Below are 22340 nucleotides of genomic sequence, written 5' to 3' on the forward strand. Positions count from 1 at the left end.
ACTTCTTTACGTAGCGGCGGCGAGCGCCCGCCAGCACGGGGCCGCGCCGGTCGTCCAGCTTGCAAAACATTACAAATATTTTCCACAAATAAGGGCGATGCGGCAGGCGTGCAACACCCGCCGTCATGTCGCTCAATCGGCTTGGGCGGCGGCCAGCTCCTGATCTTTCTGCTTGGCGAATACCGCCGCCGGGCGGCTCTGCACGAGGGCGACGTAATCGGTGATTTCCTGGCGCTTGGGCAGCAGATCGAAGGCGACCATCCACGTCAGCGCCCCGCCCCACAGTACGTCGAGGGCGGTGAAGCGTTCGCCGAGCAGATAGGGGCCCTTTGAGAGCTGGCCCATCAGTGCGCTGAAGACATCGTCGAAGTTCCCGTAACCCGTCGTCTTCTTGTCCTCAACTTCGCGTTTCAGCCAGCGATCGATCAACGCCGGCTCAAAGCAGCTGCCGTAGAAGGCCATCCAACGCAGATAGGGGCCGCGCAGCGGATCGCCAATCGCGGGCGCCAGCTTGGCATCCAGGAACAGGTCGGCGAGATAGATGTAGATCGCCACCTGTTCGGTGATGATGGCGTCGTCATGGCGGATCGCCGGCACTTTGCCCATGGGGTTGACGGACAGGTAGGCGGGCTCGCGGTTCTCGCCCTTCCTCATGTTCATCACATGCAGCTGGTATGGCGCTTTCAGCTCCTCGAGCAGCATGATCGCGCTGGTGGAGCGGGAGTGCGGGCAGTGGTATAAAGTGATTTGCGATGTCATGGGCGTCTCCTGTGATTGGTGGGGAAAACACCAAGATAGCCGCTGCTATCATGGTGGTCTTGTAAAAACGCGAACACGATATGACGATCAAGCTGGCGGCCGACGACCGCTACAAAGGTGTAGTACATCCTGGTGCGGTCGGCAAGGTATTCCGTCTGGAACGCTATCTGCCCGAGCCGGACTTGGCGCCGTTCGTCGAATACTTCTGGCTGGTTGCGTGGCAGTTGCCGCAAGGCGTGGTCCACGTGCAGCGCACGCTGCCCTCGCCGTGCATCCATGTGGTGTTCGACAACGGCCGCAGCGGCGTGTTCGGCGTGATGACGGGCGCCTTTGAATACACGCTGCGCGACAGCGGCCGCGTGCTCGGCACACGCTTCCGGCCGGGCGCGTTTCGCGGATTTCTCGGCGGGCCCGTGCAGTCCATCACGGACCGGGAACTGCCGTTATCGGCGCTGTTCGACTGCGACGACGCCGAGGCGGAACGTGCCGTTCTCGGCGCGCACGACGACGCGGGCACGGTGGCCGCCGCCAGCGCCATTCTGCGACGCGCGATGCCGCCGAACGATCCACAAATCGAGCGCATCGGCGGGATATTTCAGGCGATCAAAGAGCATCCCGACGTCACGCAGGTGCAGCAGCTCGCGGATCGGCTGGACATCAGCGTGCGCAGGTTGCAGATGCTGTTCAAGGATTATGTGGGCGCCAGCCCGAAGTGGGTCATCCGCCGCAACCGCCTGCTCGACGCCGCCGACCAGCTCGCCAACGGCACGGACGTCGACCTGGCCGCGCTGGCGCAAGCGCTGGGCTACTACGACCAGGCCCATTTCACGACGGACTTCGAAAAACTGGTGGGCAAGCCGCCGGCCGACTACCGCCGCAGTTGCAAAGAGTCCACGTAGGCCGGATTAGCGCAGCGTAATCCGCCAAGCTCCGCCACCACCCCATGAGCTCGTGTAGAAATGGTGGACCTGACCCCGGAGTTATGCCAAAATTAACATCCCATTCATCCACAGGAGACTTTTCATGCGCACTTTTGACCTTGCCCTCCTGTCGGCTGCCTGATTCCCCGGAACTCCCTCCGTCATAGTGTTGATCCGCGCGGAAACGCGCAGCTGACTTTCCCGTATCCGTTCCTTCCCGCATCTGCGCGAAGGATTCTGCTCGCCTACAGGAAAACACACACCATGATAGAGATCGACTTCGCCCTGCTGCGCCAGATCGGCCTGACCCAAACCATCGCGGCCCAGCTGCACCAATACCCCGACGACGCCCAACTGGCGCGCATCACCGAAATCCAGCGCGACTGGATCACCGTCCATGATGGACGGGAGGAATTCCGCGCCCGCGCGCTGCCGGCGCTGCATGATGCCCATCTGGCCGTCGGCGACTGGGTGCTCTGCGCCATGCGCGCGCACGACGAACGCTGGCTGTGCGCGCTGGTGCCGCCCACCACCCACATCGCCCGCCGTGGCAACGACGGCCGCCATCAAAGCCTGGTCAGCAATGTCGACACGGCGCTGTTGGTGATGGGGCTCGACCACGACTTCAACCCGCGCCGCCTGGAACGCTACTTGGCGATCGCGCAGAGCGCCGGCGTGCAGCCGGTGGTGGTGCTGAGCAAGGCCGATATCGGCGACGACGTGCCGCAACGCATGGCGCAATTGCGCCAGCGCCTGCCGGCCGGCATCCCGCTGCTGGCGGTCGACGCCACCAGCGACGACGCCGCGCGCCAATTGGCGCCGTGGCTGGAACAAGGACAGACGCTGGTGATGCTGGGCACGTCCGGCGCCGGCAAGTCGACCTTGACCAACACCCTCGCGCAGGCCGGCCGGCAGACCGGCGGCGTGCGCAAGGGCGACGGGCGCGGCCGCCACACGACGACCTCGCGCTCGCTGCACCGCTGCGCCGGCGGCGCCTGCATCATCGATACGCCCGGGCTGCGCAGCTGGCGCCCCGACACCGACGAGGCCGGCCTGACGGCGGCGTTCGACGACATCGACGCGCTGGCGGCGCGCTGCCAGTTCCGCGATTGCCGCCACAGCGGTGAACCGGGCTGCGCCGTGCAGGGCGTGATCGACGCCGACCGCCTGCGCAATTACCACAAGCTGTTGCGTGAAGCCCGGCGCGGCCAGCAAACCGCGCGGGACCGCATCGCCGAGGTGGCCAAGTGGAAAGTCATGCAGCGGGCCGCGCAAGTGCGTGCGAAAGGCAAACGCGGCTGAGCCAAGCACGGCGGCGTCGTCAATCCATTCCGGCGGGGGGCGTGGAATCGGTTAAACTGGTATCCACCACCGCCGCCGGCTCCCCGGAAGCGCCACGCTTTACCCCTAGAAAGCCACCGCGGTATGAGCATCTCCAACTTTATCCGCGACAACATGCGCGCCATCCTGACCGAATGGACGACGTTCGCGGCCAAAACCGCCCCGCCCGACGGCGAAATGACCAAGCTGGCGTTGACCGACCACGCCGAGCAGATCCTCAACGCGATCGCGCTCGATATCGAGACGCACCAGAGCCAGCAAGAACAGTACGAGAAATCCCAGGGCGACGAGGTCGACCTGGACGCCGAGGAAAGCGCGGCCGCCATCCACGGGCGGCTGCGGCACGCCAGCAATTTCTCGCTGCTGCAGCTGAGCTCGGAGTTCCGGGCGCTGCGGGCGACCGTGCTGCGGCTCTGGCTGCCGCAGGTGTCGCGGATGTCGGACGACACCATCAATCAAATGGTGCGTTTCAACGAGGCGATCGACCAGGCGCTGGCCGAATCGATCGTCACCTACTCGGAACGCGACGACCGCACCCGCGACCTGTTCCTGGCGGTGCTGGGCCACGATCTGCGCGCGCCGTTGGCGACCGTGTCGCTGGTGGGCGACCTGCTGGGGCGGCCACAGACGCCGCCCGAGCAAATCCCGGCGCTGGCCGAGCGCACCAAGCGCAGCGCCATGCTGATGAGCGCGATGGTGACCGACCTGCTGGGCTTTGCCCGCCTGCAGATGGGCGCCGGCATGCCGACGGTGCGCGCGATGCTCGAGGCGGCCGAGGTGTGCAAGACGGCGGTGGCCGACGCCCAGGCGATGTATCCGAACGCCAGCGTGGTGTTCCGCGCCGAGGGCGACCTGCGCGGCGAGTTCGACAATGTCCGCTTGCTGCAACTGGTGACCAATCTGCTGATCAACGCGGCGCAGCACAGCGACAAGGGCACGCCGGTCACCCTGGTCGCCAAGGACGACGGCGACGCCATCACGCTGACGGTCAGCAATGTCGGGCCGGTAATCCCGGCCGAATCGCTGCGCTCCATCTTCCAACCGCTGGTGCAACTGGAGCCGGAGGCCGGCCACGACGCCCGCCCCAAGACCAGCCTCGGCCTTGGCCTGTTCATCGCGCAGGCCATCACCAAGGAGCATGACGGCACGATCGGCGTGACGTCCAGTGAAACCGGCGGCACCGTGTTCACCGCGCGCTTGCCGCGCGCGCATTGCCACGCGCCCTGATCCCAACCAACCACGCCGATCGGCCGGCACTTGGGGCGTCCTCTTGTACGCTGGCGGTGACGGCCGGGACATCATGGTCTATTCAAAAACTTCGTTGATATTTGACGCGGCCCCAAAACGACTATACTTCCTGAAGATACAGTCGCTTGATGTTTACCGTCATCGAAACGCCTCTGTTCCAAAGCCGCTGGCCTCTCTACCGGAGCGAGGAAGAACGCGGCGCTTTCGCTTCGTTCATCGCGGCTCATCCGAATGCCGGGAAAGTGGCGCCAGCGACCGGTGGTGTGCGCAAAGTGCGGCGGGGCGAGCAGGTTCTGGTAAGTCGGGCGGTGTCAGGGTCGTCTACTTCACGCGCACTGCGGTCGGTGAAGTAATTCTGCTAACGTTGTACGCCAAAGCGGACACCTCCAATCTGTCGAGCGCAATACTTAAGGAAATTCGTCGTGTCTACGAATAAAAAATTACCTCTCAGCGACGAGGAGCTGGCCGCTTTCGAAGCTACCCGCGACCTGGGCGCCGAGTTGCTGCAAGCGGGTCAAGAAATGAAGGCGGGTCTGGGACGCGTGGTGTACTCGCCGCTGATCGCAGCCCGTGAAAACACAGGGCTCACGCCGGAACAATTCGCAGCGTTACTGGGAATCACTACCGGTGCGCTGGAGGATCTGGAGCAAGAGCGCAAACAACCTCACGGTGCGGGGCGTACCTTGATCGCCATCGCCCTCAACCATCCCGAAGCGTTGATTGCGGTCGCTAAACAGACGCAAGAAGCCTGAGCCCCATAAAAAAAGGCAGCCTGGGCTGCCTTTTTTTGCTGTGCTGCGGATGCGTTGCTTAGTGCTTGGCGCGCAGTTTGGCGATCGCGGCCAGTTGGCCGATCGCGGCCGCCAGTTCGGCTTGCGCTTTCGCGTAGTCGATACCGGAGGTGTTGTTCGCCAGCGCTTCCTCGGCACGTTTCTTCGACGCGACCGCTTTGGCCTCGTCCAGATCCTTGCCGCGAATCGCGGTGTCGGCCAGCACCGTCACGGCGCCCGGCTGCACTTCCAGCAGGCCGCCGGCGACGAAGACAAATTCTTCCTCAGCTTGACCTGGTACCTGGATGCGGACCGCGCCCGGACGGATGCGGGTGATCAGCGGCGTGTGCTTGGGATAAATCCCCAGTTCGCCCTGTTCGCCCGGCAACGCGACGAATTCGGCTTCGCCGGAGTAGATCAACTCCTCGGCGGAAACCACGTCAACGTGAATAGTATTTGCCATGTGTGTCCTGTCGGGTTAGCTGCGGCCCCGCCGGAGCGGGACCGCGCTCAACGATTAGCTCAACAATTAGTTAAGTTTCTTGGCTTTTTCGATTGCTTCTTCGATCGTGCCGACCATGTAGAACGCTTGTTCCGGCAGGTGATCGAGTTCGCCCGAGGCGATCATTTTGAAGCCCTTGATCGTGTCCTTGAGCGAAACGTATTTACCAGGCGCGCCGGTGAACACTTCAGCAACGTGGAACGGCTGCGACAGGAAACGCTGCATCTTACGGGCGCGGGCGACCAGCAGTTTGTCTTCCGGTGCCAGTTCGTCCATACCCAGAATCGCGATAATGTCGCGCAGTTCCTTGTAGCGCTGAAGGGTGCCCTGCACGGCGCGCGCGGTGTCGTAGTGCTCCTGGCCGACGACCAGCGGGTCCAGCTGGCGCGAGGTCGAGTCCAGTGGGTCGACCGCAGGGTAGATACCCAGCGAGGCGATGTCACGCGACAGAACGACGGTCGAATCGAGGTGACCGAAGGTGGTCGCTGGCGACGGGTCGGTCAAGTCATCCGCTGGAACGTACACGGCCTGGATCGAGGTGATCGAACCGGTCTTGGTCGAGGTGATGCGCTCTTGCAGACGGCCCATCTCTTCGGCCAGGGTCGGCTGGTAACCCACCGCCGATGGCATACGGCCCAGCAGTGCCGACACTTCGGTACCGGCCAAGGTGAAGCGGTAGATGTTGTCGACGAAGAACAGAACGTCCTTGCCTTCATCACGGAACGCTTCGGCCATGGTCAGGCCGGTCAGCGCGACGCGCAGACGGTTGCCTGGTGGTTCGTTCATCTGACCGTAGACCATCGCCACTTTGGAGTTCTCTGGGTTTTCCAGATCGACCACTTTGGCATCGGCCATCTCGTGGTAGAAGTCGTTACCTTCGCGGGTACGCTCGCCCACGCCGGCGAACACGGACAGACCCGAGTGCGCTTTGGCGATGTTGTTGATCAGTTCCATCATGTTCACGGTCTTGCCGACGCCGGCGCCACCGAACAGACCGACCTTACCGCCTTTGGCGAACGGGCAGACCAGGTCGATAACCTTGATGCCGGTTTCCAGCAGGTCCTGCGATGGCGACAGTTCGTCGTACGCAGGCGGGGTGCGGTGGATCGAGGCGATCTGGTCGTGGGCGACCGGGCCGCATTCGTCGATCGGGTTGCCCAGCACGTCCATGATGCGACCCAGGGTCGCTTTGCCCACCGGCACCATGATCGGCTTGCCGGTGTTCTGGATCATCATGCCGCGGCGCAGGCCGTCGGACGAACCCAGAGCAATCGTACGGACCACGCCGTCGCCCAGCTGTTGTTGTACTTCCAGGGTCAGCTCGGAGCCTTCCATTTTCAAGGCATCAAATACCTTAGGCATCGCGTTGCGGGGAAACTCAACGTCCACCACAGCGCCGATACACTGAACGATTTTGCCATCAGCCATGTTCGTTCCTTCTATATAGTTTAATTCGTTTAAACCGCTGCCGCACCGGCGACGATTTCGGAGAGTTCTTTGGTAATCGCGGCTTGGCGTGTCTTGTTGTAGATCAGCTTCAATTCGCCGATCACACTGCCGGCGTTGTCGCTTGCCGACTTCATCGCCACCATACGCGCCGATTGCTCGGACGCCAGGTTTTCCGCCACCGACTGGTACACCAGCGCTTCGATATAGCGCTCCAGCAATTCATCGATCACGCTCGCTGCGTCCGGCTCGTAGATGTAATCCCAGTTGTGATTACCCGCGTCGGCTTGCATCTTAGCGGCTGGCAATGGCAGCAACTGCTCCACCACCGGCTCTTGCTTCATCGTGTTGATAAACTTGGTGTAGCACAGGTAGACGGCGTCGACCTCGCCGTTCTGGAATTTCTCGAGCATGACCTTGACCGGTCCGATCAGTTTTTCCAGGTGCGGCGTGTCGCCGATCTGCGTTACTTGCGCAACGACAGGGACGCCCACGCGATTCAAAAACCCCAACCCCTTGTTACCGATGGCTACCGCGGCAATCTTGTTGCCGGCCGTTTCCAGCTCACGGGTTTTCGACGTCACCATGCGCAAGACGTTGGTGTTCATACCGCCGCACAGACCTTTGTCCGTGGTGACGATGATGAAACCAACCTTCTTGGCCGTTTCCTTTTGTTCTGTTGCCAGGAACGCGTGCGTGTATTCCGGATTAGCGGTAGCCAGATTAGCGGCGATATTGCGAATCTTCTCACTGTAGGGACGGGCGGCGCGCATACGGTCCTGCGCTTTGCGCATTTTCGATGCGGCAACCATTTCCATCGCCTTGGTGATCTTCTTCGTATTCTCTACGCTCTTGATCTTGCCTCGTATCTCTTTGCCTGCTGCCATGAGTCCTTACTCCTTCTGCGCTGAAGGCGGTCTCAGCCTAAGCTGGACCGCCGTGCCGCTTAAAATGCGCCGGATTTCTTGAAGTCGGCAACCGCGGAGGCCAACGTTGCTTCGCCGTCCTTGTCCAGTTGCTTCGACGATTCAATCTTGGACAGCAGATCGGCTTGCTTAGTCTTCAGGTAGGCGTGCAGGCCGGCTTCGAACGCCAGTACTTTCTTGACCGGCACGTCGTCCAGGTAGCCCTTGTTGACGGCGAACAGCGAAGCGGCCATCAGCGAGATCGACAGCGGCGAGTATTGCGCCTGCTTCAGCAGTTCGGTGACGCGCGCGCCACGGTCCAGCTGTTTGCGGGTCGATTCGTCCAGGTCCGAGGCGAACTGCGCGAACGCGGCCAGCTCACGGTACTGCGCCAAGTCGGTACGGATACCGCCGGACAGGTTTTTGATGACCTTGGTCTGAGCGGCGCCACCGACGCGCGACACCGAAATACCGGCGTTGATCGCAGGACGGATGCCCGAGTTGAACAGCGAAGTTTCCAGGAAGATCTGACCGTCGGTAATCGAAATCACGTTGGTTGGAACGAACGCCGACACGTCGCCGGCCTGGGTTTCGATGATCGGCAGTGCGGTCAGCGAACCGGTCTTGCCGGTGACGGCGCCGTTGGTGAAGGCGGACACGTAGTCGGCGTTCACGCGGGCTGCGCGTTCCAGCAGACGCGAGTGCAGGTAGAACACGTCGCCTGGATACGCTTCGCGGCCTGGTGGGCGGCGCAGCAGCAGCGAGATCTGACGGTAGGCAACGGCTTGCTTCGACAAGTCATCGTAGACGATCAGGGCGTCTTCACCGCGGTCGCGGAAGTATTCGCCCATCGTGCAGCCCGAGTAGGCCGAGATGTATTGCATCGCGGCCGATTCCGACGCGGTCGCGGCGACCACGATGGTGTACTCCAGCGCGCCGTGCGTTTCCAGCGAACGCACGATGTTTTTGATGGTCGAGGCTTTTTGACCGATGGCGACGTAGATACACGTCACGCCCTGGCCTTTTTGGTTGATGATCGCATCAACGGCCACGGCCGATTTACCGGTCTGGCGGTCGCCAATGATCAGCTCGCGCTGACCGCGGCCGATCGGTACCATCGCGTCGATCGATTTCAGACCGGTCTGCATCGGCTGCGAGACGGACTCACGGGCGATAACGCCCGGTGCGATCTTTTCGATCGGCGAGGTCAGCTTGGCGTCGATGGCGCCCTTGCCGTCGATCGGCTGGCCCAGCGCGTTGACCACGCGGCCTTTCAGTTCAGGACCGACCGGCACTTCCAGAATGCGGCCGGTGCACTTGACCGTGTCGCCTTCGGAAATGTGCTCGTAGGCACCCAGAATCACGGCGCCGACGGAGTCACGCTCCAGGTTCATCGCCAGACCGAAGGTGTTACCAGGGAATTCCAGCATTTCGCCCTGCATCACGTCCGACAGGCCGTGGATGCGGACGATACCGTCGGCGACGGAAATAACCGTGCCTTGGTTGCGTACTTCAGCGCCGCCATCAAGGCCTTGGATACGGCTCTTGATCAGCTCGCTGATTTCAGATGGGTTGAGTTGCATACTAACTCCTAAAAGTGTTTCTCTCAGCTTGCGCGAGGGGAAGAATCTGTTCTAAGCGTGTCCGCCGGCTTGCGCCTTAGGCGGCCAGTGCCATACGCATCTGCGACAGCTTGGCGCGGACCGAAGTGTCCAGCACTTCATCGCCAACCACCACGCGCACGCCACCGATCAACGCCGGATCCACGGTCACGACCGGGTTCAGCTTGCGGCTGAATTTCTTTTCCAGCGTCGCGACCAGTTCGCTCACTTGCGCGGCGCTCAGCTCGAAGGCACTGGTGATCTCGGCGTCCGCGGCGCCTTCCGTGGCGTTTTTCAACGCCTGGAATTGCGCGCCGATTTCCGGCAGCAGACTGATACGGCCGTTGTCGACCAGCATCGCCAGGAAGTTTTTCGCTTCCGGGTTCAACGGCGACTTCACCAGGGCCGTAATGGCGGCGCTCACGTCGCTTGCCGAGGTCTTCGGGTTGCGGGCGAATGCTTGCACCTCGGGGTGGCCACCGATCTGGGCCAGTTCGGCCACCAGATCGGACCACGCCGCGAGGCTGAACGATTCCTTACCTGCTTGGGCTACGCGGAACAAAGCTTCCGCGTAGGGACGGGCGACGGTTGCGTTTTCTGCCATGATTACAGCTCGACAGACAGGCGCGACAACAGATCGGCGTGGGCCGAGGCGTTGACTTCGCGCTTCAAGATTTGCTCGGCGCCCTTCACAGCCAGGTCAGCCACCTGAGCGCGCAGCGTGTCGCGCGCCTTGGCCAGTTGCTGATCGGCATCTGCCTTGGCTTGCGCAATGATGCGGTCCGCTTCGGCTTGTGCATTCGCTTTGATTTCTTCTGCGACCAGTTGCGCGCGCTTTTCGGCGTCGGCAACACGTTGCGAAGCTTCTTCGCGTGCACTGGTCAGTGCTTCGGCGGCGCGCTTTTCAGCGACAACCATCGCAGCCTGGCCCTGGTCGGCCGCGGCCAGACCGTCAGCGATACGCTTGGCACGCTCATCCAACGCTGCGTTCAGCGATGGAAATACGAACTTCATCGAGACCCAGACCAGCACCGCGAAGGTGATCATCTGACCGATGAGAGACATATTGATGTCCATACCTTTGCTCCTAACTAAAAGTTTCTCCTAGGGTGGAGCGGATTACTGAGCAGCGGACAGAACGGCAGCCAGGAATGGGTTGCTGAAGGTGTACAGCAGAGCAACGCCGACGCCAATCATCGAGATCGCATCCAGCAGACCAGCGATAACGAACAGCTTGGTTTGCAGTTGTGGCATCAGTTCTGGTTGACGGGCCGACGCTTCCAGGAATTTGCCGCCCAGAATTGCGAAACCGAGTGCGGTGCCGATAGCGGCCAGACCGATGATGATTGCTGCGGCCAGAACGGTCATGCTTTGTACTTGTGCGATCAGAGCTTGCATTGAAATTTCTCCTAAGATTTTAAAAAAGACTACAGATACTAAAAAAGATAAAACGATTTGTTGTTAGTGCTTCTCAACCGCAAGGCTCAGATAGACAACCGTCAACGCCATAAACACAAACGCTTGCAGGGTCACCACCAGGATGTGGAAGATAACCCAAGGACCACCCAGCAGCCACTGCGCCCACCATGGCAGCAGAGCGATCAGAATGAACAGCAGCTCGCCGGCGTACATATTGCCGAAGAGTCGCAGCGACAGCGACAGTGGCTTGGCCAGCAACTCGATCATCTGGAAGATGAAGTTGATCGGCGCCAGCACGATGGCCATGAAGCCATGGGCGTGGAACGGTGCCGTGAACAACTCCTTACCCCAGCCGCCGAGACCCTTGGCTTTGATCGAGAAACCAATAATGCACAGCATGACGCCGAACGACATGCCGAAAGTGTGGTTGACGTCGGCGGTCGGCACGACGCGCAGGTAATGGACGCCGGCGTAGCCGAGCAGCTTGGGCAGCAGGTCGACCGGCAGGAAGTCCATCGCGTTCATCAGCCAAACCCAGCAGAAAATGGTGATCGCCAGCGGGGCGATGACCTTGCTCTTGGCGTGGAAGGCCGAATTGACGACTTCGTTGACCAGTTCCATCACGGCTTCGACGAAGTTTTGCAGCTTGCCCGGCACGCCGGAGGTGGCCCTGCGCGACGCCATATAGAACACGCCGAGGAAAATCAGGCCCAAAATGGCCGAAACCCAGAACGTGTCCAGGTTGATCGTGCCATCGGTGTTTTTCAGGTGAGTCAGGTGGTGCTGGATATACTCAATTGAGGTCGGCGCACCTTGATGCGCTCCTGCAGCGTTTTCTGTGGTCATAAAAGTTTAGATTTTGGTGATTAAATTGCTAGCAGTGAGAACCAGTACGCTAAGGTTGCCACCGCGAAACCCAAGATCAGCCATAACCAAGAGGCCGACTGAAACAGCGCCAGTGCCAAAACAAACAGCACTACCGTGATAAATATTTTCACTACTTCGGCCCGCACGTGCGACCGGAAAGCTTTTTTGGGGTCATTTGTTCCGCCCGCAACAATCATCGCGTACATCAGACTCCCGATGACTGCGATTGCTCCGCCATAGGCGGCCGACCAAGCTTTGAGTACTCCGCCCAAGTTCCAGGCGAGCAAGGCGAATCCAGTGACTATGGCCAACTGGAGGGCGACGACTTTAAACACCGGCTTGGAAATACTCGTTGATTTACTCACGTGCCGAGCTCCAAAAAAAGCCGATAAAACCCAAAGACGCGTGATTATATGTGTCTTTCATGTATCACGTCAAACATTGCTGCACCGCACCAGAGCATTTTGTGCGCGAAAGAGACGCTTTTATAAACATTTCCGATGGCTTTGCACCACTTTGGAACCAGTTGGATGTTTGGCGGATTATTGATCTTCCGGCAAAAATCCCCAAACCCGGCGGCCTCGCCGGAATGGGGTCGGACCCGACGGGGTCCGACCCCGCCCTACCCGGGTTATGCTCTTAATCTTGCCAATACACCATCCAGGATGTCGAGGTCGGCAAAATCGATGATCATCTGACCGCGTCCCTTGGTGCCCATCTTGAACACCACCGGCGTGGCCAGCTTGTCGGACAGCTCCTCCTCCAGGCGCACGATGTCGCCGGACTTCTCTTTCTGGCGCGCCTCGGTCGGCGACGCCTTCTGCTCTTCCAAAGTCCTGGCCACCAGTTTCTCGGTTTCACGCACCGACAGCCGTTTGGCGATGACCATGTTGGCGAGATTGATTTGCGAAGCGGCATCGACGGCCAGCAGCGCGCGGGCGTGGCCCATGTCGATATCGCCGGCCATCAGCATGGTCTGCACGGCCGATGCCAGATTCATCAAACGCAACAAGTTCGACACGGCGCTGCGCGAGCGGCCGACGGCGCTGGCCGCCTGCTCGTGCGTGAAACTGAAATCGGTGATCAGGCGATGGATGCCCTGCGCCTCCTCCAGCGGATTCAAATCCTCGCGCTGCATGTTCTCGATCAGCGCCATCGCGGCGGCGGCCTGGTCGTCGACGTCGCGCACCAAAACGGGGAGCACCTCCAGGCCGGCGATTTGCGCAGCGCGGAAACGGCGTTCGCCGGCGATGATCTCGTACTTGATTTCGCCGGTCAGTTTATTGGTGCCGACCGGACGCACCAGGATCGGCTGCATGATGCCCTGGCTCTTGATCGACGCGGCCAGCTCCTGCAGGCCGCCCTCGTCCATGCGGGTACGCGGCTGATACTTACCGGCCTGCATTTGCGTGACGTTCAATTCGGACGGCGTGTTGGCGTCCGCCGTGGTCAGATCGCCGTCGCCGCCGAGCAGCGCTTCGAGGCCGCGACCGAGGCCCTTGAGTTTTTTGGTTGCCATGATGTGGGAATCTTTACGTTACATTTTTTTGATGCGCGCGACCATCTCGGCGCCGAAGGCGATATACGCCTGCGCGCCCTTGGACGATGGGTCGAACGTGACGCCGGGCACGCCGTACGACGGCGCCTCGGCCAGACGCACGTTGCGCGGAATGATGGTCTTGAAGACCTTGTCGCCGAAGTGCTGCTCGAGCTGCGCCGACACCTGCTGCGACAGCGTCATGCGCGGATCGAACATCACGCGCAGCAGGCCGATGATCTTCAAGTCCGGATTGAGGTTGGCGTGCACCTTCTTGATGGTGTTGACCAGGTCGGACAAACCTTCGAGCGCGTAGTACTCGCACTGCATCGGGATGATGACGCCGTGCGCGGCGCACAGGCCGTTCAAGGTCAGCATCGACAGCGCCGGCGGGCAGTCGATCAGGATGAAGTCGTACTCCTTGTCGACGGCGGTCAGCGCATCCTTCAAGCGGCGCTCGCGGTTATCGAGCGACACCATCTCGACTTCGGCGCCGGCCAGCTCGCGGTTCGACGGCAACACGTCGAACTGGCCGGGCTCCGAGCGCTGGCGCGCGGCGGCGACGTCGGACTCGCCCAGCATCACCTCATAGGTCGACGCGGGCAGCCCCGCCTTGTTGATGCCCGCGCCCATCGTGGCGTTGCCCTGCGGGTCCAGGTCCACCAGCAGCACGCGCTGGTTCAGCTTTGCCAATCCGGCGGCCAGGTTGACGGTGGTTGTTGTTTTGCCAACTCCACCTTTTTGATTCGCTACGCAGAAAATTTTTGCCATGTAGTTCTTGTCGATCTCTTTTTAGTTTCGGACGCCAGGGTCTCGGAAGTTCGGTTTCGAATTATTTATTTATACTGTTTATACGATATAAACGATTTATACTGTTTATACGGTATAAACGATTTATACGATATAAACGGTTTATACAGTTTCTGCCTCGATGAACACCAGATGGCGTTCCGCCTCCAGTCCCGGCACCGTCAAAGGCTCCAGTTTCCGCACTTTCCATGGCTCCGGAAGCCGTTCTCTTTCCTCCTCCGGCGCCGTTCCTTTCAGCGCTATGAACCGCCCGCCCTCTTGCAGCAGGTGCCCCGACCAGTCGACAAAGTCCGACAAGTCGGCAAAGGCGCGCGAGGTGATGACGTCGAATTTCGTCTTCACTTCCAGCTGCTCGACGCGCTTGGTGTACACCGTCACGTTGGACAGCCCCAGCTCCGCCTTCACCTGGTTCAGGAACGCGGTCTTCTTGTGCACCGTATCGATCATCGACACCTTCATGTCCGGCCGGCTGATGGCCAGCACCATGCCCGGCAATCCACCGCCGGCGCCCACGTCCAGCACGTTGGCCGCGCCCGCGAAGGCCGGTACGGCGGCCAGCGAATCGAGCAAATGCAGGGTCACCATCTGCATCGGATCGCGCACCGACGTCAGGTTGTAGACCGAATTCCACTTGTTCAGCAGCGCCAGATAGTCCAGCAACTTCTCCACCTGGTCGTCCGCCAAGTCCAGCTTCAGATCCTTGATGCCTTGTTTTAAAACATCCGCGACAACTACACGGTCAAACACCTTCATTGAACTGCCTCGTCTTTCTGCGCATTTTTGTCATTCAGGAAGCCGCCGAAACCGGCTTTTTTCAGGTGCACCAGCAGCAGCGAGATCGCCGCCGGCGTCACGCCGGAGATGCGCGAGGCCTGGCCCAGCGTTTCCGGACGCTGCGCGTGCAGCTTCTGGCGCACTTCCACCGACAGCGCAGTGATGTCCAGGTAGCTGAAACCTTCCGGCAATTTCAGGTTTTCGTAGTGCTCATGGCGCTCCACTTCCTTGGTCTGGCGGTCGATATAGCCCGAATATTTGAGCTGGATTTCGACCTGTTCGCGCACCGCGTCGTCGCTCACGCCGGGGCCGGCGAGCTCGCGGCCGTCGATGCCGGACAGGCTCATCAGCTTCTCGTACTCGACGCCGGGACGGCGCAGCAGGTCCGCCAGCGAGTACTCGCGCTCGATCGCCTGGCCGATCACGCGCTCCGATTCGGCCGCTTCCAGGATGCGGGGATTCACCCACGTGGAACGCAGACGCTCCAGTTCCAGCGCGACGGCCTCGCGTTTTTTCTCGAACGCTTCCCACTGCGCGTCGCCGACGCAGCCCAGTTGGCGGCCGATTTCGGTCAGGCGCATGTCGGCGTTATCCTCGCGCAGGCTGAGGCGATACTCGGCGCGGCTGGTGAACATGCGGTACGGTTCCAGCACGCCCTGCGTGACCAGATCGTCGACCAGCACGCCCAGATAGGCCTCGGAACGGGCCGGCGTCCAGGCTTCCCTGCCCTGGGTTTGCAGCGCCGCGTTGATACCGGCGAGCATGCCCTGGGCCGCCGCTTCCTCGTAGCCGGTGGTGCCGTTGATCTGGCCGGCGAAGTACAGGCCGCTGACAGCCTTGGTTTCCAGCGAGGCTTTCAAGCCGCGCGGGTCGAAATAATCGTATTCGATGGCGTAGCCGGGACGCAGGATGTGGGCGCTTTCCATGCCCTTCATCGAGCGCACGAGCTCGATCTGGACGTCGAACGGCAGGCTGGTGGAGATGCCGTTTGGATAGAATTCGTTGGTCGTCAGGCCTTCCGGTTCGAGGAAAATCTGGTGCGATTCCTTGGCCGAGAAGCGGTGGATCTTGTCCTCGATCGACGGGCAATAGCGCGGGCCGACGCCTTCGATGACGCCGGTGTACATCGGGCTGCGGTCCAAACCGGCGCGGATGATGTCGTGGGTTTTGTTGTTGGTGTGCGTGACCCAGCACGGCATTTGCGCCGGATGCATGGCGGCGTTGCCCATCACCGAGAACACCGGCACCGGATCGAGGTCGCCCGGTTGCTCGGTCATCAGCGAAAAATCGATGCTGCGGCCGTCGATGCGCGGCGGCGTGCCGGTCTTTAAACGGCCCTGTGGCAGCTTCAATTCCTTCAGGCGGGCGGACAGCGAGATCGCCGGCGGATCGCCGGCACGGCCCGCTGAGTAGTTCTGCAGGCCCACGTGGATCTTCCCGTCGAGGAAGGTGCCGGCCGTCAGCACGACGGCGGGCGCCAGGAACTTCAGGCCGATCTGGGTGACGGCGCCGACCACGCGGTCGCCCTCCACCATCAGGTCGTCGACGGCCTGCTGGAACAGCCACAGGTTGGGCTGGTTTTCCAGGCGCGAACGGATCGCCGCCTTGTACAAAATACGGTCGGCCTGGGCGCGCGTGGCGCGTACCGCCGGGCCTTTGGACGAATTCAAAATGCGGAACTGGATGCCCGCTTCATCGGTGGCGATGGCCATGGCGCCGCCCATGGCGTCGACCTCTTTGACCAGGTGGCCTTTGCCGATGCCGCCGATGGATGGATTGCACGACATCTGGCCCAGGGTCTCGATATTGTGCGTCAAGAGCAAAGTCTTCTGCCCCATGCGGGCGGAAGCGAGGGCCGCCTCCGTGCCGGCGTGACCACCGCCGACGACGATGACGTCGAAATTAGTTGGAAATAACATGATGGAATGGGTAAAAGCGAAGGGATCAAGCTCAGATTATAAAGTCTTTTAAGAGCTGCGACTTTTTTAGGCAAAATATTTTCGTCTTGTTGGCATCATTGTTCCACGTGAAACAATGAAAAAAAGGGATGCTTGTCGTCAAACAAGCATCCCGTTTGGTGCCTCAACGTTTCACGTGAAACAATTACCAGCGTATCCAGGCATCGTATCCCGTCTTCACAATCAGTATCGACACCACCACCAGGAACAAGCGGCGGACGAAACCGCTGCCGTGTTTCATCGCCAACCGGGTGCCGATGATGGAGCCGGCGATCTGGCATACAGCCATCATCGCGCCCAACTGCCAGATCAGGTGGCCGCTGTAGCCGAACCACACCAGCGCCGACAGGTTGCAGGCAACGTTGACAATCTTGGCTACAGCCGACGCGCCGAGGAAATCGAAGCCGAAGATCCGCACGAACAGGAACACCAGGAAGCTGCCGGTGCCCGGGCCGAAGAAGCCGTCGTAGAAGCCGATGCCGGAACCGATCAGCAGCGCCAGCGTTTGTTCCTTACGGCCGGTGTGCAGCGGCGCGTGCACGCTGCCGAAGTCTTTCCGGGCAAACGTGTAAATGGCCACGGCGAGCAGGACGATCGGCAGCACGGTGCGGAAGAAATCCGGCGACACCTTGGTGACGGTGTAGGCGCCAAAGAAGGAGAAGATCAACGCGGCGAAAGCGGCCGGCGCGGCGACCGTCCAGGCGATGGCGACGCGGCGGGCATAGCTGACGGCCGCCACGCTGGTGCCGCAGATACTGGCCAACTTGTTGGTGCCGATAATCGTCGCCGGCGCCATATTGGGAAAGATCGAAAACATCGCCGGCAGTTGTATCAGACCCCCGCCTCCGACCACCGCATCGACCAACCCCGCGCTAAACGCCGCCACACCCAACACCGCATACTCAACCATGACCCAGTCTATCCCAACAAACAAAAGCCATATTGTACGGAAGAAATTCATGGTGGCGGTGGCGGCCGTGCTCGATCCGCCAACCCGCAAAGCGCAAACCGCCGGGGTCGTACCCCGTACGGGGTACGACCCCTCTGTCCGCTGTACGGGCTAACGGCCTGCGCACAACTGGCGCTCCATCCTGTAAGCTTTCACGTGAAATCCACCACGTCACGGACCAAAGCCATGAACGATTTCCCCGCATTCACTTTCAGCACGGTCGCCCACATCGTCTGCGAACTGGGCGCCGCCGGCAGGCTGGGCGAGCATATCGCCCAACGCTTCCCCACCGCCAGACGCGCCCTGCTCGTCACCGACCCGGGCTTCCTTAAAACCGGACTGGTCGACGCTCCCGCCGCCAGCCTGCAACGAGCCGGCATCCAGGTCGCCATCCACTCCAACGTGGTTGCCGATCCACCCGAACAAACCGTGCTGGACGCCGTCACCGCCGCCCGCCAATACAGTACGGACATCGTCATCGGCCTGGGCGGCGGCAGCTCGATGGACGTCGCCAAACTGATCGCCGTGCTGGCCGGCGGCGACCAGCAGATCGGTGCCATTTACGGCATCGGCAACGTCAAGGGCGGACGGCTGCCGCTGGTGCAAATCCCCACCACCGCCGGCACCGGCTCCGAGGTCACCAACATCGCCATCGTCACCACCGGCGCCACCACCAAGATGGGCGTGGTCGCGCCGCAGCTGTATGCCGACATGGCGCTGCTGGACGCGGAGCTGACCCTCGGCCTGCCGCCGGCGGTAACCGCCGCCACCGGCATCGACGCCATGGTCCACGCCATCGAGGCCTACACCAGCCGCCACAAAAAGAACCCGCTGTCCGACATCCTCGCGCGCAAAGCGTTGGGGCTACTGTCGGCCAACCTGATCGCCGCCTGCGAGGACGGCCGCAACCTGGCCGCGCGGCAGGCCATGCTGTTGGGTGCGATGCTGGCCGGCCAGGCGTTTTCCAACGCGCCGGTGGCGGCGGTGCATGCCCTCGCCTATCCGATCGGCGGCACGTTCCACGTGCCACATGGACTGTCGAATTCGCTGGTGCTGCCGCACGTGCTGCGCTTTAACCTGCCGGCGGCGGCGGGCCTGTATGCGGAGCTGGCGGAGATTGTCGTGCCGGAAGTGAGCGGCAGTGAAGAGGCGCGCGCGGAAGCCTTGGTTGTTGCGATGCAACAAATAGCGACCATCACGGGAATACAGCGGACTTTGCAGCAGGTGGGCATCAAGGAAGCGGATCTGGACCAATTGGCGGACGACGCCATGCTCCAGACCCGCCTGTTGGGGAACAACCCCCGCACCGTCACGCGCGACGATGCGAGGGCGATTTACGCGGCCGCGTTATAGCCGTTCAACCTACTGCGGCACGTCCACCGTGGTGCCGCTGACGGAGATGACGTCGCCCGGGGCCGGGGCCAGCGAGATCGGCGGCAGGTTGGCCGCCGTCAGCGGCGTCGTCGCGTCCGGCCGGGTCGTCGTGCGCACCACTTGCGAAGGCGGCAACGGCACGGTCGGATTGCGCAGGTGGGCCATCATCGCGTCGAGCGCGCGGAACAGGTAGACGTTCAGCGGGATCACATACTGCGGGAACACGCTGGTGAGCGTGTCGAAGTGGTTGCCGTTCGTCACCTCGACGTAGCGCAGCTTGCTCGCGCTTCCTTCGGCCACCGCGTTCAACCCCAGATAGGCGCGCGAGTTAAAGTTCACCACCATCAGTGTATCCCGGCGGCCGGCGGCGATGATCGCCGGCTTGCCGTGCAGGTTGCCGGTCGCCGCCACTTCCGCCGCGCCCGCCCGCACGCGCGCGCTCTGCTCCGCCAGCGTTCCGGTCAAGGCGTTGCCGTTGACGGGATCGATACCGGTCGCCAGCGCGCGCAGGCACAGGAAGCCGTCGAGCGACTGGTCGGCCAGGTTGGTGCTGGGCGATACGCCCAGGTTGTATGCCTTGGGACCGCCCACCGACGCCTCGTAGATCGGCGTGCCGATGATGCCGTTCTGGGTGGCGAAGCTGGCCGCCCGCTGCGCCGGCGTGAACGGCACCGGCGAGCCGGTGGCGTCGGTCGGCGCGAACGTGAATCCGCACACCTGGTCGGTGGCCGAGAAGCGGCCGTAGGCGTTGGTGTACGTCACCGCGACCAGCACGTTGGTCAGCGCGTGCGCGGCCTGCAACACGTCGGAGTCCGGCAGCCAGCCGTACGCGCGCAGCCTCGCCAGCGCATCGGCCTGCTGCGCGGCCAGGTCGGCGCCGGTCAACAGGCCCTTGGCCACCAGCGCCGTGCAACGTCCCGGCGCCGCCGCCGTGGAGGCGATGCAAGGCTGGTACAGCGCCGCGTAGGTCGAGTAGTCGATCAATATCTTGCCCTGCCCTGTCACCGGCACGCCGTTCTGGCGAATCGAGTAGCCGGTCGCGGTCTTGGGCTGGATTTGCGGCTCGGTGGCGGCCACGCCGTCGATCAGGCCCCTGGTGTCCTGCTCGGCGGCCAGCAAGGCGGAGGCGGCCCCATTGGAGACGCTGGAGCCGATCGTGATGGTGTTGGTCGGCGTGAAGCGCACCACGTGGCGGGTGTTGTCCCTGGAGTACATGGCGTACTGCTCGTTCAGCATGTAGAACGCGAACTCGACCGCCTGCAGCGTGTACTTGCCCCAATCCTTTTCCGGATTCTGTTGCGAGTGCGCGTGCTTGAACGCGACCCGCCCGGGCTTGTTTGCGGCAAAGGCGGCGCGGTCGGCGTCGCTGATATTCGGCGTGAAATTGGAGTTCTTGCCGGCCGCCGTGCGGGTGGCACGCACGCCGTTCTGCAGGTTCACGCTGTCATCGTCGAAGGTGTAGAGGCCGGTTCCACTGCCCTTGTCGCTATAGGCGACCGCGCACTTGTTCTTCAGGCCCCATTCCCCGGAGGTGGCGATGGCGCCGTAGATGCCGCGCGAACCGCTCGACGTGCCGGTAATGATGCAGGGGTTGTTGACATCGAAGCTGGCCGGTATCTGCACCATCAGCGTGACGTTCTGGTTGCCGCTGCCATCGTCGGTGTAGGCGATGAACTCGCTGCCGGCGACCTTGCCCTCGCCGGTGGTGGGCACGCCCGCGGCGTCCACGTTCGGGCCGTACAGCCTGCTGAAGCCGGCAGCGGGGTTGATGTCCTGGATGGCCCGGTAATTGGCCCAGATGGCGTTGCGGCGCAATTCGGCCGCTGTCGGGTTCAAGGGATCGGCATAGGCCGGCGCCGCGGCGATCAAGCCGCTCACGCCCAGCCCGCCCGTCAGCAAATCGTCGCTGACGCCGTCGTAGGTTTTGGCGGTGATGGTGCCGAGATAACTCGGACGCTCGTTAATGATTTCCGGCTCATCATGGCGGTGATGGCCGCAAGCGGTCAGTGCGATGCCGGCCAGCGCCAGCACGATTCTCTTCGTATGCATTGTCATCCTCTTTCTTCAAGAAAGTATCAACTACGGACGTACTACCCCCACTCCAGCCCGAGGCCAGATAAAAATTTACTCTTGATTTGGGAAAAACGCCGGACAGAACGTCCGGCGTCTGTGCTACATCATGCCGGCTTTTTGTTGCCGAACTTAGCGACGATTTCGCCGATGATTCCGCGGCGGAATAACAACACGCAGACGATGAAAATAAAGCCGACCACCATGTTGACCGCCTCGCCGATGGTGTTGAACCATTCGATGCCGGTGGACTGCGTCAGGAAAATGCCGACGTCGCCCAGCTTGTTCTCCAGCGCGATGATGATGATCGCGCCAAGCATCGGACCGGCCAGGGTGCCCATGCCGCCGACCAGGGTCATCAGAATCACCAGGCCGGACATGGTCCAGTGGACGTCGGTCAGCGTCTCGAAACCCTGCACCAGCACGTTGGTGGCGCCGGCCAGGCCGGACAGCCCAGCCGACAGCACGAACGCCAGCAGCTTGTACTTGTCGACGTCGTAACCGAGCGAGATGGCGCGCGGCTCGTTTTCCTTGATCGCCTTGAGCACCTGGCCGAACGGCGAATGCACGGTGCGCACGATCAGCATGAACGCCAGCACCGAGATCCCCAGCACGAAGTAATACAGCGCGGTGTCGTTGGTGAGGTCGACCACGCCGAGGAATTTTCCACGTGGAATACCTTGCAAGCCATCCTCGCCGCCGGTGAACTCGTGCGCCCGCAGCGCGCCGAAGAACACCATCTGCGCCAGCGCCAGCGTGATCATCGAAAAGTAGATGCCCTGGCGGCGGATCGCCAGCGCGCCCATGACCAGGCCGATGGCGGCGCCGGCGGCCAGGCCGGCCAGCATGCCCAGCTCGACCGGCCAGCCCCACGCCTTGAGCGCGTTGCCGGCCACGTAGCCGGCGCCGCCGAAGAAGGCCGCGTGGCCGAACGACAGCAGGCCGGTGAAGCCGATCAGCAGGTTGAAGGCGCTGGCGAACAGCGCAAAGCACAGCAGCTTGGCCAGGAACACCGGATAGCCGACGAACGGCGCCACCAGCGCGAAGGCGAAGGCCAGGATATAACCGAGATTTCTATTCATCTGTGCCC

General features: G+C 61.9%; 22 protein-coding genes. 5 read left to right on the forward strand and 17 right to left on the reverse strand.

Features of this window, described 5'->3' with window-relative positions; genetic code table 11:
- Positions 1-132: 132 nt before the first annotated feature.
- The gene (locus JOD97_RS18930) at positions 133-759 is read right to left on the reverse strand and encodes a glutathione S-transferase family protein (RefSeq protein ID WP_209721537.1); all 627 of its coding nucleotides are present in this window, start codon (positions 757-759) and stop codon (positions 133-135) included.
- Positions 760-839: 80 nt separating this feature from the next.
- On the opposite strand from JOD97_RS18930, the gene JOD97_RS18935 reads away from it, so the two are divergent.
- The 4 genes from JOD97_RS18935 (at position 840) to JOD97_RS18950 (ending at position 5020) form a co-directional block, all read left to right on the forward strand.
- Positions 840-1658, forward strand: a complete 819-nt coding sequence (locus JOD97_RS18935; RefSeq protein WP_209721540.1) for a helix-turn-helix domain-containing protein — start codon at positions 840-842, stop codon at positions 1656-1658.
- Between the two features lie 285 nt (positions 1659-1943).
- Complete coding sequence (rsgA, locus tag JOD97_RS18940; protein WP_209721543.1) at positions 1944-2981, forward strand: ribosome small subunit-dependent GTPase A; 1038 nt, start codon at positions 1944-1946, stop codon at positions 2979-2981.
- A 123-nt stretch (positions 2982-3104) separates the two neighbouring features.
- Positions 3105-4247 (forward strand): sensor histidine kinase, encoded by a 1143-nt coding sequence (locus JOD97_RS18945; RefSeq protein ID WP_209721546.1) that lies wholly within the window; start codon positions 3105-3107, stop codon positions 4245-4247.
- A gap of 443 nt (positions 4248-4690) precedes the next feature.
- Positions 4691-5020, forward strand: coding sequence for a transcriptional regulator (locus tag JOD97_RS18950; RefSeq protein WP_209721548.1), 330 nt, complete (start codon positions 4691-4693; stop codon positions 5018-5020).
- A gap of 58 nt (positions 5021-5078) precedes the next feature.
- Here JOD97_RS18950 and JOD97_RS18955 read toward each other — a convergent pair whose 3' ends face one another.
- The 14 genes from JOD97_RS18955 to JOD97_RS19020 form a co-directional block, all read right to left on the reverse strand.
- The gene (locus JOD97_RS18955) at positions 5079-5501 is read right to left on the reverse strand and encodes a F0F1 ATP synthase subunit epsilon (RefSeq protein WP_209721551.1); all 423 of its coding nucleotides are present in this window, start codon (positions 5499-5501) and stop codon (positions 5079-5081) included.
- A 66-nt stretch (positions 5502-5567) separates the two neighbouring features.
- Positions 5568-6968: a F0F1 ATP synthase subunit beta gene (atpD, locus tag JOD97_RS18960; RefSeq protein ID WP_090324137.1), complete on the reverse strand. Its 1401-nt coding sequence runs from the start codon at positions 6966-6968 to the stop codon at positions 5568-5570.
- 29 nt (positions 6969-6997) lie between these two features.
- The gene (atpG, locus tag JOD97_RS18965; protein WP_209721554.1) at positions 6998-7873 is read right to left on the reverse strand and encodes a F0F1 ATP synthase subunit gamma; all 876 of its coding nucleotides are present in this window, start codon (positions 7871-7873) and stop codon (positions 6998-7000) included.
- A 59-nt stretch (positions 7874-7932) separates the two neighbouring features.
- Positions 7933-9474, reverse strand: coding sequence for a F0F1 ATP synthase subunit alpha (gene atpA / locus JOD97_RS18970; protein ID WP_209721556.1), 1542 nt, complete (start codon positions 9472-9474; stop codon positions 7933-7935).
- 76 nt (positions 9475-9550) lie between these two features.
- Complete coding sequence (locus tag JOD97_RS18975; RefSeq protein WP_209721559.1) at positions 9551-10096, reverse strand: F0F1 ATP synthase subunit delta; 546 nt, start codon at positions 10094-10096, stop codon at positions 9551-9553.
- Positions 10097-10098: 2 nt separating this feature from the next.
- A complete protein-coding gene (locus JOD97_RS18980; RefSeq protein WP_090324147.1) occupies positions 10099-10569 on the reverse strand; it encodes a F0F1 ATP synthase subunit B in 471 nt (156 codons plus the stop codon).
- A gap of 42 nt (positions 10570-10611) precedes the next feature.
- On the reverse strand, positions 10612-10878 hold the full coding sequence (gene atpE / locus JOD97_RS18985) for a F0F1 ATP synthase subunit C (RefSeq protein WP_371857200.1): 267 nt from the start codon (positions 10876-10878) through the stop codon (positions 10612-10614).
- A gap of 75 nt (positions 10879-10953) precedes the next feature.
- A complete protein-coding gene (gene atpB / locus JOD97_RS18990; protein ID WP_209721562.1) occupies positions 10954-11757 on the reverse strand; it encodes a F0F1 ATP synthase subunit A in 804 nt (267 codons plus the stop codon).
- 20 nt (positions 11758-11777) lie between these two features.
- Positions 11778-12143: an ATP synthase subunit I gene (locus JOD97_RS18995; RefSeq protein WP_373999895.1), complete on the reverse strand. Its 366-nt coding sequence runs from the start codon at positions 12141-12143 to the stop codon at positions 11778-11780.
- A 266-nt stretch (positions 12144-12409) separates the two neighbouring features.
- The gene (locus tag JOD97_RS19000) at positions 12410-13297 is read right to left on the reverse strand and encodes a ParB/RepB/Spo0J family partition protein (protein ID WP_209721565.1); all 888 of its coding nucleotides are present in this window, start codon (positions 13295-13297) and stop codon (positions 12410-12412) included.
- A gap of 18 nt (positions 13298-13315) precedes the next feature.
- Positions 13316-14086, reverse strand: coding sequence for a ParA family protein (locus JOD97_RS19005; protein ID WP_209721568.1), 771 nt, complete (start codon positions 14084-14086; stop codon positions 13316-13318).
- Between the two features lie 141 nt (positions 14087-14227).
- Positions 14228-14878, reverse strand: coding sequence for a 16S rRNA (guanine(527)-N(7))-methyltransferase RsmG (gene rsmG / locus JOD97_RS19010; protein WP_209721571.1), 651 nt, complete (start codon positions 14876-14878; stop codon positions 14228-14230).
- Entirely contained in the window at positions 14875-16818 is a 1944-nt protein-coding gene (gene mnmG / locus JOD97_RS19015) for a tRNA uridine-5-carboxymethylaminomethyl(34) synthesis enzyme MnmG (protein WP_209721574.1), read from the reverse strand. Before mnmG ends, rsmG begins: the two co-directional genes overlap by 4 nt.
- A 184-nt stretch (positions 16819-17002) precedes the next feature.
- Positions 17003-17767 carry a TSUP family transporter gene (locus JOD97_RS19020; protein ID WP_209721577.1) on the reverse strand — a complete coding sequence of 255 codons (765 nt, stop codon included), beginning with the start codon at positions 17765-17767 and terminating at the stop codon, positions 17003-17005.
- Between the two features lie 225 nt (positions 17768-17992).
- Between JOD97_RS19020 and JOD97_RS19025 the strand changes: the two genes are divergently transcribed.
- The gene (locus JOD97_RS19025; protein ID WP_209721580.1) at positions 17993-19159 is read left to right on the forward strand and encodes an iron-containing alcohol dehydrogenase; all 1167 of its coding nucleotides are present in this window, start codon (positions 17993-17995) and stop codon (positions 19157-19159) included.
- Between the two features lie 9 nt (positions 19160-19168).
- Here JOD97_RS19025 and JOD97_RS19030 read toward each other — a convergent pair whose 3' ends face one another.
- Both JOD97_RS19030 and JOD97_RS19035 read right to left on the reverse strand, forming a co-directional pair.
- Positions 19169-21229 carry a 3-hydroxybutyrate oligomer hydrolase family protein gene (locus JOD97_RS19030; RefSeq protein ID WP_209721582.1) on the reverse strand — a complete coding sequence of 687 codons (2061 nt, stop codon included), beginning with the start codon at positions 21227-21229 and terminating at the stop codon, positions 19169-19171.
- A 128-nt stretch (positions 21230-21357) separates the two neighbouring features.
- Positions 21358-22332, reverse strand: coding sequence for a branched-chain amino acid ABC transporter permease (locus JOD97_RS19035; protein WP_209721585.1), 975 nt, complete (start codon positions 22330-22332; stop codon positions 21358-21360).
- Positions 22333-22340 lie beyond the last annotated feature (8 nt).

Origin of the sequence: Duganella sp. 1411, from assembly GCF_017833525.1 — a bacterium.
Lineage (GTDB): Bacteria > Pseudomonadota > Gammaproteobacteria > Burkholderiales > Burkholderiaceae_D > Rugamonas.